This window comes from Pseudomonas sp. FSL R10-2964, from assembly GCF_009600035.1.
In the GTDB taxonomy this organism is placed as follows: Bacteria; Pseudomonadota; Gammaproteobacteria; order Pseudomonadales; family Pseudomonadaceae; genus Aquipseudomonas; species Aquipseudomonas bubulae.
This window is the reverse complement of sequence record NZ_WIWH01000011.1, coordinates 55127-70454: the sequence shown is the minus strand read 5'-3', so window position 1 is coordinate 70454 and position 15328 is coordinate 55127. Positions and strand designations below refer to the sequence as shown.

At 60.3% G+C, this 15328-nt stretch carries 15 protein-coding genes; 8 read left to right on the top strand and 7 right to left on the bottom strand.

All coding sequences use genetic code 11. From position 1 onward, the window contains the following. Positions 1–120: 120 nt before the first annotated feature. The gene (locus GHN92_RS08360) at positions 121–1224 is read left to right on the top strand and encodes a GlxA family transcriptional regulator (protein WP_088378748.1); all 1104 of its coding nucleotides are present in this window, start codon (positions 121–123) and stop codon (positions 1222–1224) included. Between the two features lie 120 nt (positions 1225–1344). Here GHN92_RS08360 and GHN92_RS08355 read toward each other — a convergent pair whose 3' ends face one another. From GHN92_RS08355 to choX, 5 genes are all read right to left on the bottom strand, one after another. Further along, a complete protein-coding gene (locus tag GHN92_RS08355) occupies positions 1345–1602 on the bottom strand; it encodes a hypothetical protein (RefSeq protein WP_094999816.1) in 258 nt (85 codons plus the stop codon). Positions 1603–1712: 110 nt separating this feature from the next. After that, positions 1713–2186, bottom strand: a complete 474-nt coding sequence (locus GHN92_RS08350) for a thioesterase family protein (RefSeq protein ID WP_094999817.1) — start codon at positions 2184–2186, stop codon at positions 1713–1715. A gap of 19 nt (positions 2187–2205) precedes the next feature. Then, positions 2206–3171 carry an L-carnitine dehydrogenase gene (locus GHN92_RS08345; RefSeq protein WP_153379876.1) on the bottom strand — a complete coding sequence of 322 codons (966 nt, stop codon included), beginning with the start codon at positions 3169–3171 and terminating at the stop codon, positions 2206–2208. A gap of 153 nt (positions 3172–3324) precedes the next feature. Continuing rightward, positions 3325–4212 carry a 3-keto-5-aminohexanoate cleavage protein gene (locus GHN92_RS08340; RefSeq protein WP_094999819.1) on the bottom strand — a complete coding sequence of 296 codons (888 nt, stop codon included), beginning with the start codon at positions 4210–4212 and terminating at the stop codon, positions 3325–3327. A gap of 73 nt (positions 4213–4285) precedes the next feature. After that, entirely contained in the window at positions 4286–5212 is a 927-nt protein-coding gene (gene choX / locus GHN92_RS08335; protein ID WP_094999820.1) for a choline ABC transporter substrate-binding protein, read from the bottom strand. Between the two features lie 165 nt (positions 5213–5377). Here choX and GHN92_RS08330 point away from each other — a divergent pair, with 165 nt between their 5' ends. Further along, positions 5378–6325 (top strand): GlxA family transcriptional regulator, encoded by a 948-nt coding sequence (locus GHN92_RS08330; protein ID WP_095019593.1) that lies wholly within the window; start codon positions 5378–5380, stop codon positions 6323–6325. Here the strand turns inward: GHN92_RS08330 and GHN92_RS08325 are convergent. Together GHN92_RS08325 and GHN92_RS08320 are read right to left on the bottom strand one after the other, a co-directional pair. Further along, positions 6315–6731, bottom strand: a complete 417-nt coding sequence (locus GHN92_RS08325; protein ID WP_094999822.1) for a DUF3010 family protein — start codon at positions 6729–6731, stop codon at positions 6315–6317. The two genes, GHN92_RS08330 and GHN92_RS08325, sit on opposite strands and share 11 nt — an antisense overlap. A gap of 28 nt (positions 6732–6759) precedes the next feature. After that, positions 6760–7161 carry a lysozyme inhibitor LprI family protein gene (locus tag GHN92_RS08320; RefSeq protein ID WP_094999823.1) on the bottom strand — a complete coding sequence of 134 codons (402 nt, stop codon included), beginning with the start codon at positions 7159–7161 and terminating at the stop codon, positions 6760–6762. A gap of 220 nt (positions 7162–7381) precedes the next feature. Here GHN92_RS08320 and GHN92_RS08315 point away from each other — a divergent pair, with 220 nt between their 5' ends. The 6 genes from GHN92_RS08315 to GHN92_RS08290 all read left to right on the top strand — a co-directional run bounded on the left by GHN92_RS08315 (position 7382) and on the right by GHN92_RS08290 (position 15298). Continuing rightward, the gene (locus tag GHN92_RS08315; protein WP_094999824.1) at positions 7382–8359 is read left to right on the top strand and encodes a dipeptidase; all 978 of its coding nucleotides are present in this window, start codon (positions 7382–7384) and stop codon (positions 8357–8359) included. Positions 8360–8537: 178 nt separating this feature from the next. Then, complete coding sequence (locus tag GHN92_RS08310) at positions 8538–9068, top strand: 4-vinyl reductase (RefSeq protein WP_094999825.1); 531 nt, start codon at positions 8538–8540, stop codon at positions 9066–9068. Between the two features lie 15 nt (positions 9069–9083). Further along, the gene (gene dgcA / locus GHN92_RS08305; protein ID WP_094999826.1) at positions 9084–11144 is read left to right on the top strand and encodes a dimethylglycine demethylation protein DgcA; all 2061 of its coding nucleotides are present in this window, start codon (positions 9084–9086) and stop codon (positions 11142–11144) included. Positions 11145–11279: 135 nt separating this feature from the next. After that, positions 11280–13220, top strand: coding sequence for a dimethylglycine demethylation protein DgcB (gene dgcB / locus GHN92_RS08300; protein WP_153379874.1), 1941 nt, complete (start codon positions 11280–11282; stop codon positions 13218–13220). After that, the gene (locus tag GHN92_RS08295) at positions 13217–14458 is read left to right on the top strand and encodes an electron transfer flavoprotein subunit alpha/FixB family protein (RefSeq protein ID WP_153379872.1); all 1242 of its coding nucleotides are present in this window, start codon (positions 13217–13219) and stop codon (positions 14456–14458) included. Before dgcB ends, GHN92_RS08295 begins: the two co-directional genes overlap by 4 nt. A gap of 69 nt (positions 14459–14527) precedes the next feature. Next, entirely contained in the window at positions 14528–15298 is a 771-nt protein-coding gene (locus GHN92_RS08290) for an electron transfer flavoprotein subunit beta (RefSeq protein ID WP_095026635.1), read from the top strand. Positions 15299–15328: the final 30 nt, after the last annotated feature.

The window sequence follows — 15328 nt, the reverse complement described above, 5'->3', positions numbered from 1 at the left end:
AATAGCCATTCAAGTTTAGGCATGGCATTTGCGTTGTCATTTCAAAGCCCCGTGAAACGAGGGTAATAACAAGAGCCTGTGCCTGAGGCCATCACCCGCTTTGTGTGAGGAGATACCGCGATGACGTCGTTCAACTCCGGGGTCCAACCCCAGAACCGTACGCCTCAATCCATCGGCTTTCTGCTGCTGGACAATTTCACGCTCATTTCCCTGGCTTCCGCGATAGAACCTTTGCGCATGGCCAACCAGTTGTCGGGCCGTGAGTTGTATCGCTGGAGCACCCTCAGCGCCGATGGCAGTCAGGTCTGGGCCAGTGACGGTCTGCAGGTGACCCCCGACGCCAGCATGCACAAGGCTCCGGCGCTGGACATGGTCATCGTGTGTGGTGGTATCGGCATTCAGCGCACCGTGACCCGTGAGCATGTGTCCTGGTTGCAGAGTCAGGCGCGCCAGTCCCGTCGCCTGGGTGCCGTGTGCACCGGCAGCTGGGCCCTGGCCTATGCCGGCTTGCTCGACGGTTTTGATTGCAGCGTGCACTGGGAATGCCTGGCCTCGATGCAGGAAGCCTTTCCGCGCGTGGCCATGAGCACGCGGTTGTTTACCCTCGACCGCAGCCGTTTTACCAGCTCGGGCGGCACGGCACCGCTGGACATGATGCTGCACCTGATCAGCCGCGATCATGGCCGTGAACTGTCGGCGGCGATTTCGGAAATGTTTGTGTATGAACGTATCCGCAACGAGCAGGACCACCAGCGCGTGCCGCTCAAGCACATGCTCGGCACCAACCAGCCCAAGCTGCAGGAAATCGTCGCGTTGATGGAAGCCAACCTCGAAGAGCCCATCGACCTTGATGAGCTGGCGGTGTATGTGACTGTGTCGCGGCGCCAGCTCGAGCGCTTGTTCCAGAAGTACCTGCATTGTTCGCCGTCGCGCTATTACCTGAAGTTGCGGCTGGTGCGCGCGCGGCAGTTGCTCAAGCAAACACCGATGTCGATTATTGAAGTGGCGGCGGTGTGCGGATTTGTGTCCACGCCGCATTTTTCCAAGTGCTACCGCGAATACTTCGGCATTCCGCCACGGGATGAGCGGGTGGGTTCCAACACTGCGCAGCAGACCACCCTGGTGCAGATCCCGCAGTCCCTGTTGCTGGCGCCGCTGGCCGGGCCGATGTCGGCGTTGAATCAGGCGCGCAATGAGTCGACGTTTGCCAGTGTGAGGATTTAACAATCAAAAGCGCCCTCACCCGGGGTGGGGAGGGCGCTTGATCTGTATCGAGGCGCAAAACTGCTTTTGCTTTTAGTCCCCCTCCCTTCGGGAGAGGGCTAGGGTGAGGACGCTTTTGCCTTACCCGACCTTGCTCTGCTTGAACTGCGCCAAGCCCGGCAGCAACTGCCGGTCAATGGCCTCGCGCACTGCAGGCAAAATGGTTGCGCTGCCGGTGTAGAGCTTTTCGACCAACCCCTTGAGGGCGCGGGCATTGGTCTCGTTCAGCCCACAGACTGCCGTTGTGCAGGCCTGCTCCGCCGTACCTGACACTTCAAAGCCCAGCGAGCGCAGTTGGCCAACCAGATCCTGCTCATCAATCAAATCCGCGTGCATCATGACTTTTTATCCTTCTACAAAGCGCGATCGAAGTCTGATTCTGGTAGGGCTTTAGCCAGTGGGCAAGGGCGGTTTGGTGATATGTCTGATATGCCTAAGAACAGGTCGTTTTAAGGCACAGGCAAGGCAATCACCCGACTCACATACTCGGGTCTCGGCAGATCACGCTGTTGCTCCCCGATGGCCTGCAATACGGCCAGCGTGTGCTCGCCAAAGGGTGCGGAACGCGGGCCTGCCAAGTCCACGTGCAGCAGCATTTGCTCATTGCCCGCGAGGGCTCGCCCATCACCTGCCAGGTGCAGGCTGTGATAGACATGCAGGCGTTTTTTGTCGTGGCCGATGAGCTGGGTACGCACTTCAACGTGGGCGCCGAGCTTCACCTCGTGCAGGTAATTAAGATGCACCTCCAGGGTGAACAGTGAATGACCGCTGGCTTCGCGGCCCTGGCTGTCCAGCCCCAGGCGGTCCATCAGGGCATCCGTGGCGTAGCTGAAAATCAGCAGATAAAAGGCGTCGCGCAAGTGGCCGTTGTAATCGACCCATTCTTCAAGAATGGGCGTGGTGTAGGTGGTGAGGGTGGGCATGCTGTACCTCGCGGTTCGATCAGTCGTTGATGGTCATGCCATGTTTGAGTCTGGTTGCGTTCACCGCTTCCATCACCGCCAGCAGGCAGTCATCCCGATAGCTTTCCAGCGCGGCAATGCTGTGCTGGCCGAGTTGTTCAGTGGTGCCTTCCACCACATCGTCGATCAGTTTTTCGCTCAGTTCCGGAGCGGGCAAATACGTCCACGGCAGTTGCAGCGCCGGGCCGAACTGGTTCATGAAATGTCGCATTCCGGCATCGCCACCGGCCAGGGTGTAGGTCAAAAAGGTACCCATGAACGACCAGCGCAACCCTGCGCCAAAGCGAATGGCGTCGTCAATTTCACCGGTGCTGGCCACCCCGTCATTGACCAGGTGCAGCGCCTCGCGCCACAAGGCTTCGAGCAGACGGTCGGCAATAAACCCGGGCACTTCCTTGCGCACATGCAGGGGGCGCATGCCCAGGGATTGATAAACCTTGATTGCCGCCTGAATGGCCTCGGGAGCGGTTTTTTGCCCGCCCACCACCTCGACCAATGGCAACAGGTAAACCGGGTTGAACGGGTGCCCGACAATGCAGCGCTCGGGGTGTGTGGAGGTTTCATAAAATTCGCTGGGCAGCAGGCCCGAGGTGCTGGAGCCGATCAATGCATCGGGTTTGGCGGCGGCGCTGATTTTGCTGTGCAGTTCAAGCTTCAGGTCGAGCCGCTCCGGGGCGCTTTCCTGAATAAAATCGGCATCGCGCACGCATTCATCAATGGTGCTGACAAACCGCAGCCGGTGTTGGGATGCGCCTTCAGCAAGGCCGCTTTTTTCCAGTGCGGGCCAGGCTTTGGCGACGCGTTTGCGCAGGGCCGCTTCGGCACCGGGGACCGGGTCCCAGGCCACCACGTCCAGGCCGTGGGCGAGGGCGCGAGCAACCCAGCCGCTGCCAATGACACCGCTGCCCAGGGCGGCGAAGGTTTTAATCTCGGTGATAAAGGTCATGGCGTGCTCCTGGATAACAATAATGAGATTGTGTGGGAGCGAGCCTGCTCGCGAAGGCTCCAAGGGCACCGCGATAACTCAGTCAACAGGCGTTATCGTTGACGACCTTCGCGAGCAGGCTCGCTCCCACAGGCAATGCTGCTGCGTAGTTGCTTAGCGGCGTTCTTTAAGGCCCATCTTCACCCTGCCTTCAGCCGGGCTCAGCACCCGTGCGCCCAGGCGGCTGAGGATCTCTGTGGCGCGCTCCACCAGTTGCCCGTTGGTGGCCAGCACTCCTCGGTCCAGCCATAAATTGTCCTCAAGCCCGACCCGCACGTTGCCGCCCAGCAGCACCGCCTGCGCGGCCATCGGCATTTGCATGCGACCAATGCCGAAACCGGCCCACACCGCATCAGGCGGCAAATTGTCGACCATGGCTTTCATGCTGGTGGTGTCTGCCGGAGCGCCCCACGGGATACCCAGGCATAGTTGAAACAGCGGGTCATCCAGCAGGCCTTCCTTGATCATCTGTTTGGCGAACCACAAATGGCCGGTGTCGAAAATTTCCAGTTCGGCTTTAACGCCAAGTTCCTGGATGCGCTTGGCGCCCGCTCGCAGCTGTGCCGGGGTGGACACGTAAATCGTGTCGCCGTCGCCAAAGTTCAGGGTGCCGCAGTCCAGGGTGCAAATTTCCGGCAACAGCTCCTCGACGTGAGCCAGACGGGTCAGCGGGCCGACCAGGTCGGTGTTGGGACCAAACTCCATCGGGTTCTCACCCGGGCCGATATGCAAGTCCCCCCCCATCCCGGCCGTGAGGTTGACGATGATGTCGATGTCCGCCTCGCGGATGCGCTCCATCAGTTCGCGGTACAGCGCTACATCGCGGCTGAACTGCCCGGTTTTCGGGTCGCGTACATGGCAATGCACTACTGTGGCTCCGGCCTTGGCCGCTTCCACGGCAGCTTCGGCAATTTGCTTGGGGGTGACCGGTACCAAAGGGCTGCGGCCGCTGGTGTCGCCGGCACCGGTGAGTGCGCAGGTGATGATGACGTCGTGGTTCATGGGGCATTTCCTTGGGGCGTAGAGCGCCACACCGCAGCCATTGCAGGCTGCGCAGGGCGGGCTCGGTGTTGAATTATTTAGCGCTGAGTTTCAGGTTCCCGGCAGCGGGTTTGCCGTCTACCGTGGTCACCCCTTCAAGCCAGCGCTGCTGGTCTTGCGGGTGGTCCTTGAGCCACTGCCGGGCTGAGGCTTGAGCATCCTTGTGATCAAGCAGCGGCTGCATCATGCGGCTCTCGTCTTCGGCGCTGAAGGTCAGGTTGCTGAGCAAACGGCTGACGTTCGGGCAGCGGCTGGCGTAGTCCGGGGCAGTGACCGTCCACACCGTGGCCCGGCCTTCATCAGGGCCAAGGGCATCTTCACTGCCCGTCAGGTAGGTCATGTCCTGATTAATATTCATCGGGTGTGGGGTCCAGCCGAAGAACACAATCGGCTCATTGCGTTTTACTGCGCGGGTCACCGCCGAGAGCATGCCGGCTTCACTGGACTCCACCAACTGGAACTTGCCCAGGCCAAACTGGTTTTTCTCGATCATGGCCTTGATCTGGGTATTGGCGCCGGAGCCCGGTTCGATCCCGTAAATCCTGCCGCCCAGTTCTTTCTCGAATGTGGCAATGTCAGCAAAGCTTTTGAGCCCCTTGTCAGCCATATAGGTTGGAACGGCAAGCATGGCCTTGGCGTCTTTAAGGCTCGGTTCGGCCAGTACCGTGACCTGTTTGGCGTCCACAAACGGGGTAATGCTCTGGTTCATGATCGGGTTCCAGTAACCCAGAAACATGTCCAGCCGCTTGTCACGCAGGCCGGCGAAAATAATTTGCTGTGAGGCACTGGTCTGTTTGGTTTTATAGCCCAGACCGTCGAGCAGGGTTTGCGCCATGGCGCTGGTGGCGATTACATCGGTCCAATTGACCACGCCCATGCGTACGTTCTTGCACGAAGCATCTTCAGCCGCCAACGCGTAGGGGCTCAGTACCAGCAGGCAACAGCTGATCAGTCGTTTCATGGGGAGGGCCTCGGCAGGTTGTTATTGGGGGATCGGCGTCTTTGTGCACCGTGATACCAAGGTACGCAGGCGGCGTGCTGCGCAACCGCACTGGGGCGACGTGGATTTGCACTGCAGCGACCTGAGTGTGGTTCAATCCGCTGAACCGACGTGAGAGCGCCCCCTATGGCCCAGGATTTCTACTTCCTTCTGCTGCCCGGCTTTTCCTCAATGGGCTTTATTTCGGCCATCGAGCCGCTGCGGGTGGCCAACCGTTTTCGCGGTGAGCTGTACCGCTGGCATGTGCTCAGTTGCGGGGGTGGCGCCGTGTTGGCGAGCAACGGTATGTCGGTCAATGCCGAAGGCGGGTTTGAGGCACTTGAAGCCGGGGCGACGTTGTTGGTGGTGGCCGGCTTTGATCCGCTGACCCACGTGACCCCGGCGCTGATTCAGTGGCTGCGTCGCCTGGACAACGACGGCGTCACTTTGGGTGGCATCGACACGGGTAGCGTGGTACTGGCGCAGGCAGGTTTGCTCGACGGCTATCGCCTGACCTTGCATTGGGAGGCGCTGGAAGCGTTCAAGGAGTCATACCCCAGGCTGCATGTGACTCAAGAGCTGTTTGAGATTGACCGCCAGCGCATCACCTGTGCGGGCGGTACAGCCTCCATCGACCTGATGCTCGACCTGATAGCCCAGGCTTATGGGCCTGAGTTGGCGATTCAGGTGTCCGAGCAATTCGTGCTTGGCCGTATCCGTCAGCGCAAAGACCACCAGCGCATGCAGGTCGCCAGCCGTTATGGCATTCATAACAAGAAATTGGTGCAGGTGATTGGCGAGATGGAACAGCACAGCGAGCCGCCACTGAGCACTGCGCAACTGGCGCTTGGCATCAACGTTACGCGGCGCCAGCTGGAGCGTCTGTTCCGTTTGCACCTGAACGACACCCCGCGCAACTTCTATCTGGGCCTGCGCCTGGAAAAGGCCCGGCAACTGCTGCGTCAGACCGACATGAGCGTGCTGGACATCAGCATTGCCTGCGGCTTTGAGTCACCGTCGTATTTCACCCGCAGCTACCGGGCGCGGTTTACCTGTGCGCCGAGGCAGGATCGGGTTGCCGCTACTAACCCTTGAGCAACGCCGCACACGCCGCCTTGTAGGCCTCATGCTGATACTTGTTCAGCGAGGCGGGCAAGTCGAAGGCGTGTTTCTTGTATTGCGCATTGAGGGTCTGTGGCGACAGCAACTGCACCTCGCAATCGTCCAGCAACTGGATGATGCCCTCGATCTTGAAGGTAGTCGGGCCACCGGCAAATTCACCCTTTTTGCTGCGCTTCTTGATTGCAATGCGGGTGATGCCGTTGGCTTTCACAAAGGCCGCTATTTGCATGGCGAAGGCTTTGACGTTGACGCTCTCGTCATCGTCGTCCAGGGCGATTTTCTTGGTGGCATTGGCCCTGTGTTCAAGGCCATTGGCGCCTTGGGCTGCCATTGCAAAAATGGCTTCGCTGCCTTTGATCTCGATACCGCAAATAGTCATAAAAACCCTGGTTTATTCAATATGAAGATCAGTCCTGCCCGATCGATTCCAGAAACTCTGAACGGTCATCGCTGATACGCGCCATGCAATCGTTCTGGGCGATGTTGAACGCTTCGGTGCCGGCGGTGGCGGGGAACACGGCAATTGCGCAATCGGCGTCGCGCTGGTGCAACCACAGGGCCTGGGCGGTCTTTATCTTGCTCAGGATGTTATTGAGTTGCGTCGCGTTACTGCCGTACAGCGAAGTCATGCGTTCCTGCAGGGCTTCGTAGTTTTCGCTCAGCAATTGTTCGGCAGCATTCTTGCTGAACACCGAGCACGCCAGGGTTTGGCGGTCGTTTTCTACCGCGTCGCACGGGTTGTAGTCGGCATTTTCAGCTGCATGAGCGCCGCCGGTGAACAATGCCAAGGCCAGGAGAATCGATTTCATTGCCGCTTCCTAATCCATAGTTGGGGCCGATTCTGGCTTATGCGTGAGCCAAAGAACAGATAGCTCATGACATTGCTGTCGGCGGCTTTGTCGCGTGTTGACGCTTTCGGCAATTGCGCTGTCGCTTTTGCACCCGGCTGGTTTTGACCCCGGGCCTATGCTGGCCCCAATAGCGCCGGCAGACGATTCGGCGCAGCAAACGCCAATAAGGGGACGCCTGATGAGCCCAACCGAGTTGCACGCAGACAGTATCGTTATCGACGGGCTGATCATTGCCAAATGGAACCGCGAACTGTTTGAAGACATGCGCAAGGGCGGCCTCACCGCTGCCAACTGCACTGTGTCGGTATGGGAGGGCTTCCAGGCCACGATCAACAACATCGTCGCCAGCCAGACCCTGATCCGCGACAACAGCGACCTGGTGCTTGCGGTCAAGACCACTGCCGATATCCGTCGCGCCAAGGAACAGGGCAAGACCGGGATCATCTTCGGCTTCCAGAATGCCCATGCCTTTGAAGACCAGTTGGGCTATATCGAGATCTTCAAGCAGCTCGGCGTTGGCGTGGTGCAGATGTGCTACAACACCCAGAACCTGGTGGGCACCGGCTGCTATGAACGCGATGGCGGGCTCTCGGGGTTTGGCCGTGAAGTAGTGGCTGAAATGAACCGTGTCGGGATCATGTGCGACCTGTCCCACGTGGGTTCGAAAACCTCGGAAGAGGTGATTCTGGAATCGAAAAAACCGGTCTGCTATTCCCACTGCCTGCCTTCCGGCCTCAAGGAACATCCACGCAACAAATCCGACGCCGAGCTCAAGTTCATTGCCGACCATGGCGGTTTTGTCGGGGTGACCATGTTCGCGCCGTTTCTGGCCAAGGGTATTGATTCGACCATCGACGACTACGCCGAAGCGATCGAATACACCATGAATATTGTCGGCGAAGATTCGATCGGTATCGGCACTGACTTTACCCAGGGCCACGGTCAGGACTTTTTCGAAATGCTGACCCACGACAAGGGCTACGCCCGCCGCCTGACCAGCTTCGGCAAGATCATCAACCCGCTGGGCATCCGCACCGTGGGCGAGTTCCCCAACCTGACCGAAACCCTGCTCAAGCGCGGCCACAACGAGCGCGTGGTGCGCAAGATCATGGGCGAGAACTGGGTCAACGTGCTCAAGGATGTCTGGGGCGAGTAACCGCACCGTATTTGTTGCGTAGCAGCTGCCGAAGGCTGCGTCCGGCTGCGAAGCAGTCGTAAACCCATATTGCACATTTTTCCTGTCAGGGCGCAGTGAGCGGTTTTGCGACCGCTTCGCGCTCGAACGCAGCCTTCGACAGCTGCACGGGACTTCATCATCTTTTGGAGCGCTACCCATGGCCAAAATCGCCCCGCAATTACCCATCGAAGTCGACAGCGAAACCGGCGTCTGGACTTCCGACGCCTTGCCGATGCTCTATGTGCCGCGCCACTTTTTCGTCAACAACCACATGGGCATTGAAGAAGTCCTTGGCGCTGATACCTACGCCGACATTCTTTACAAGGCCGGCTACAAATCCGCCTGGCACTGGTGCGAAAAAGAAGCCGAATGCCACGGCATCGAAGGCGTCGCGGTGTTCGAACACTACATGAAACGCCTGTCCCAGCGCGGCTGGGGCCTGTTCAAGATTCAGGACATCGATCTCGACAAAGGCACTGCCACCATCAAGCTGGAACACTCCTGCTTTGTGTACGTGTACGGCAAGGTCGGGCGCAAGGTCGACTACATGTTCACCGGCTGGTTTGCCGGCGCCATGGACCAGATTCTGCACGCCCGTGGCAGCAATATCCGCACCGTGGCAGAACAGGTTTATAGCGGATCGGAAGAAGGCCACGACCACGGCCTGTTTATCGTCAAGCCGTTGTAAGTCGAGGATCGGGATATGGCGTTCGAAGCAATGTTTGAGCCGATTCAAATCGGCAAGCTGACCATCCGCAACCGTGTGCTGAGCACCGCCCATGCCGAGGTGTATGCCACCGATGGCGGCATGACCACCGAGCGTTATGTGCAGTACTACGAAGAAAAGGCCAAGGGCGGTATCGGCCTGGCGATTTGCGGCGGCTCTTCGGTGGTGGCCATCGACAGTCCGCAAGAGTGGTGGAGTTCGGTCAACCTGAGCACCGACCGCATTATCCCGCACTTCCAGAACCTGGCCGATGCCATGCACAAGCATGGCGCCAAGATCATGATCCAGATTACCCACATGGGCCGCCGCTCGCGCTGGGACGGCTTCAACTGGCCGACCCTGATGTCACCTTCCGGTGTACGTGAGCCGGTGCACCGTGCCACATGCAAAACCATCGAGCCTGAAGAAATCTGGCGGATCATCGGTAACTACGCCAGTGCCGCAGGCCGGGCCAAAGCCGGTGGACTGGACGGGGTTGAGCTGTCGGCGGTGCACCAGCACATGATCGACCAGTTCTGGAGCCCGCGTGTCAACAAACGCACCGATGAATGGGGCGGCAGTTTTGAAAATCGCATGCGTTTCGGCCTCGAAGTGCTCAAGGCCGTGCGCGCTGAAGTCGGTCCGGATTTCTGCGTGGGCATCCGCCTGTGCGGGGATGAATTTCACCCTGATGGCCTGAGCCATGAGGACATGAAACAAATTGCCAAGTACTACGACGACACCGGCATGCTCGACTTTATCGGCGTGGTCGGCTCGGGCTGTGACACCCACAACACCCTGGCCAACGTAATCCCCAACATGAGCTTTCCGCCGGAACCGTTTTTGCACCTGGCCGCCGGGATCAAGGAAGTGGTCAAGGCCCCGGTGCTGCATGCGCAGAACATCAAGGACCCGAACCAGGCCACGCGGATTCTGGAGGGGGGTTATGTCGACATGGTGGGCATGACCCGTGCCCATATCGCCGATCCGCACCTGATCGCCAAGATCAAGATGGGCCAGGTCGACCAGATTAAACAATGCGTGGGTGCCAACTACTGCATCGACCGTCAGTACCAAGGGCTGGACGTGCTGTGCATCCAGAACGCGGCCACCTCCCGGGAATATATGGGCGTGCCGCATATCATCGAAAAATCCACCGGGGCCAAACGCAAGGTGGTGATTGTCGGCGCCGGGCCAGCAGGGATGGAGGCGGCACGGGTAGCTGCCGAGCGCGGTCATGACGTGACCCTGTTCGAGAAAAAGGACGCCATCGGCGGGCAGATCACCACCGCCTCCAAAGCGCCTCAGCGTGACCAGATGGCAGGCATCACCCGCTGGTTTCAACTGGAACTGGCGCGCCTGAAAGTTGACTTGCGCCTGGGCACCGCAGCGGATGCGGCGACGATCATGGACTTGCGTCCGGACATTGTGGTGCTGGCGGTGGGCGGGCACCCGTTTGTGGAGCAGAACGAACACTGGGGCGCGGCCGAAGGGCTGGTGGTCAGTAGCTGGGATGTACTCGACGGCAAAGTGGCGCCCGGTAAAAACGTGCTGGTGTACGACACCATTTGCGAATTTACCGGTATGTCGGTGGCCGATTTTGCGGCGGACAAGGGAGCGCAGGTCGAGATCGTGACCGACGACACCAAGCCCGGTGTGGCCATTGGCGGCACGTCATTCCCCACGTATTACCGCAGCCTGTATCCCAAGGAAGTGGTCATGACCGGCGACATGATGCTGGAGAAGGTCTACCGCGAGGGTGACAAGGTGATTGCTGTGCTGGAGAACGAATACACCGGTGTCAAAGAGGAGCGGGTGGTCGATCAGGTAATCATCGAAAACGGTGTGCGACCGGATGAAGAGCTGTATTACGGGCTCAAGCCGGATTCGCGCAACAAGGGCCAGATCGACGTCGAAGCGCTGTTCGCGATCAAGCCGCAACCGTGCTTGAGCGAGGCGGGGGACGGCTACCTGCTGTTTCGTATCGGTGACTGTGTGGCCCAGCGCAACGTGCATGCAGCGATCTATGACGCGCTGCGGTTGTGCAAGGATTTTTGACCCGACACCGAACCAATGTGGGAGCGGGCTTGCTCGCGATAAACGATCACGCGGTGTTGCTGATGCACCGCGTCGCCTGAATCGCGAGCAAGCCCGCTCTCACATCAGACCTGCGTGGTCTTTGGGAGCTTCACCATGCTCAATATCGTTCTCCCCATCCTGCTGTTCGCCGCCCTCGTCCTGGCGATTGCGGGCGCCATTCGGCGCATGAACATGTGGCGCCGTGGTCGCCCGGCCAAGCTCGATCTGCTTGGCGGGCTGCTGGCCATGCCCCGGCGCTACATGGTCGATCTGCACCACGTGGTCGCCCGCGACAAATACATGGCCAACACCCACGTCGCCACTGCTGGCGGCTTTGTGCTGGCGGCCGTGCTGGCGATCCTGGTGCATGGCCTGGGCCTGCATAACCGCATCCTCGGCTATGCCTTGCTGTTCGCCACCGCGTTGATGTTTATCGGTGCTGTGTTCGTCTTCAAGCGTCGCCTGAACCCACCCTCGCGCCTGTCCAAAGGCCCGTGGATGCGCCTGCCGAAAAGCTTGCTGGTGTTTTCCGCCAGTTTTTTCATCCTCACCTTGCCGGTTGCAGGGCTGTTGCCCGAAGGCTTCGGCGGTTGGATGCTGGCGGCGGTTTTAAGCGTGGGCGTGGCGTGGGGTGTGTCGGAATTATTTTTCGGCATGACCTGGGGCGGGCCGATGAAGCACGCCTTCGCGGGCGCATTGCATCTGGCCTGGCACCGCCGCGCCGAGCGCTTTGGCGGCGGCCGTTCAACAGGGCTAAAACCGCTGGATTTAAACGATCGCAGTGCGCCCCTGGGCGTGGAAAAACCCAAGGATTTCACCTGGAACCAATTGCTGGGGTTTGACGCCTGCGTGCAATGCGGCAAATGCGAAGCCGCCTGCCCGGCTTTCGCCGCCGGCCAGCCGCTCAATCCAAAGAAACTGATTCAGGACATGGTGGTCGGCCTCGCGGGCGGCACCGATGCTCACTTTGCTGGCAGTCCCTATCCCGGTAAACCTATTGGTGAGCATGGCGGCAACCCGCATCAGCCGATCGTCAACGGGCTGGTCGATGCCGACACGCTGTGGTCCTGCACCACTTGCCGCGCCTGCGTTGAAGAGTGCCCGATGATGATCGAGCATGTGGACGCCATCGTCGATATGCGCCGTTTCCTGACCCTGGAAAAAGGTGCGACACCGAACAATGGCGCGCAGGTGCTGGACAACCTGATCGCCACCGATAACCCCGGCGGTTTTGCCCCCGGCGGGCGGATGAACTGGGCAGCGGACCTGAACCTCGACCTGATGCGCGACAAGCCCGCCGTGGACGTGTTGTTCTGGGTCGGTGACGGGGCTTTCGACATGCGTAACCAGCGCACCTTGCGTGCCTTTGTCAAAGTGCTCAAGGCCGCCCGGGTCAACTTTGCCGTGCTGGGCCTGGAAGAGCGCGACAGTGGCGACGTGGCCCGGCGTCTGGGGGATGAAGCGACCTTTCAGGCGCTGGCTAAACGCAATATCCAGACCCTGGCGCAGTACAGCTTCCAGCGCATCGTCACCTGCGATCCGCACAGTTTTCATGTGCTGAAAAACGAATACGGCGCCTTTGGCGGCGACTACCTTGTGCAACATCACAGCACTTATATGGCCGAGTTGATCGATGCCGGCTTGCTCAATCTTGCCGCGGATGCGGGCGGCAGCGTGACCTATCACGACCCCTGCTACCTGGGCCGCTATAACGGCGAATACGAGGCGCCGCGTGCGGTACTGCGCGCCTTGGGCATCGAGGTCAAGGAGATGCAGCGTTCGGGCTTTCGTTCCCGTTGCTGTGGTGGCGGTGGCGGCGCGCCGATTACCGACATCCCCGGCAAGCAGAGGATCCCCGACATGCGCATGGACGATATCCGTGAGACGGGCGCCGAGCGTGTGGCGGTGGGTTGCCCGCAATGCACGGCGATGCTCGAAGGGGTGGTCGAACCCCGTCCGCAAATCAAGGACATTGCCGAACTGGTGGCCGATGCGCTGATTGAAGACGTCGTGGCCAAACCTGTCCGACGGCCAGAATCGGAGGTGATCGCATGAGTGACATTATCCGCCGCGACCCACGGGCCGAGTGGATCGCCCGTAACCGTCTGCATCCGTTGCACGCGGCCATGCAACCCGTGCAGCAGAGCTGGATGGGGCCCAATGGCGTAGTGCGCAAAAATGTCCATGGTGCAGGTTTTATCGGGCCCAACGGCATCAAGCGCATAGACCGCAGCGGCGCGCAGCAGGGCGGGACCAGCAGGCGCGCGGCCAGCGTCGAGGTGCAATTACCGCTGCATCAGGTCGCGGCCCCGGCGTTTTATATCGCCGTGGTGCCGGATATGGTCGGGGGCCGCCTGAGCAGCCACGACCGCGATCTGCTGGGGCTGGCCCATCAATTGGCGGGCAGCGATGGAGCGGTGCTGGCGGTGGTATTCGGCGAGTCCAGGGAGACCGCCTTTGCCACGGCCGGGGTTGATCGGCTGTTGATGCTCGACAGTGAAGGTTATGCACCGGAGCACCAGGTGCTGGGTTTACGGGCTGTGGATAACCAGTTCACGCCACGCCACTGGCTATTGCCTGACAGCCGCAGTGGTGGCGGTGAATTGGGCCGGCGCTTTGCCGCCAGCCTGGGAGAGCGCCCGGCCACGCGGGTCTGGCAACTCAAGGATGGCGTTTGCATCGGCCGTGCCGGGGCAGGTCAGCAAGATGTCGTCCAGCCGTTGCGGCGGTTGATTCTGGCAGCGGCCGAGTGTGCCGAGCCGGTCAGTGAAACCCGGCATGAAGCGCTGGAGGTGCAGTTATCCACAGCAGCTGCCAGCTGTTTGCCGCGTATTGAGGATCTGGGCGCGGTTGAAGTTGACCCTGCTGCGATTCCCATGGCTGAAGCCGAATTTATCCTCAGCGGTGGTAACGGGATCAAGGACTGGGGACTTTTCCACAGGGCTGCCACTGCCCTTGGCGCCACCGAAGGTGCATCACGGGTGGCGGTGGACGATGGCTTTATGGGTCGCGAGCGTCAGGTGGGGGCCAGCGGGGTATGGGTCACGGCGCGGGTGTATGTGGCGGTCGGGATCAGCGGGGCGATCCAGCATCTGCAAGGGATTGGTGCCTGTGACAAGGTGGTGGCGATCAACCATGACCCTGGCTGCGACATGGTCAAACGCGCGGATGTGTCGGTGATTGGTGACGGTACGGCGGTGCTTGAGGCACTGATCGAGGCTGTGGATAACTGGCGCAGCGCAACCTCTGTGGGAGCGGGCTTGCCCGCAATTCGGGCGACCCGGTCAGCCTGATATACCGCAGTGATTCCATCGCGAGCAAGCCCGCTCCCACAGGATTGAGTTCAGTCTGGAGATTTGCAAATGACCATCGCCACCGTTGCACTGGTTTCAATCGGCGCCCATCCTGCTTCAGGCCGCGCCCGTCGCGCCGAACAGGACGCCCGTGCCGTCGAACTGGGCCTGCAACTTGCCGGAGACAGCCTGCACGTGCTGCACGCGGGTAACCCCCGGGAGCCGGCCTTGCGCGCCTATCTGGGCATGGGGCTGGAGGAGTTGCATGTGCTGGAGCAACCCGACGGCGCCGATGCCGTGCCAGCGTTGCGCGATTACATCCGTGAAGCGGGCGTGCAACTGGTGCTCACCGGCAGCCAGGCCGAAACCGGTGAGGGTTCGGGCATGCTGCCGTACCTGTTGGCCGAAGAGCTGGGCTGGCCACTGCTGGTAGGTGTGGCGCAGATCGAATCTATCCACAATGGCGTGGCCCAGGTGCTGCAAGCCTTGCCCCGGGGGCAGCGGCGCAGGCTGCAAGTGCGACTGCCATTTATGGTTACTGTGGATAACGCTGCTCCCAAGGCGCGCCAAAGCGCCTACGGCCCCGCCACGCGGGGTGTGGTTAACGCCGAAGTAGTTGAAATCGTTGCCGATGAGTTATCCACAACCGGCGTATTGCAACCTGCCCGACCACGGCCCAAGCGCTTGAAGGTGATAAGGGCCAAAAGTGGCGCAGATCGCATGAAAGCAGCTACCGCCAAGGCGGCTGGGGGTTCCGGGCAAGTTCACAAAGGGCTCAGTGCTCAAGCGGGAGCCGAGGTGATTCTCAAGCTCCTGATCGAAGAAGGCGTTGTGCGCTAGCGTTTGCGGCCGGAACCTGAGTCAGCGACA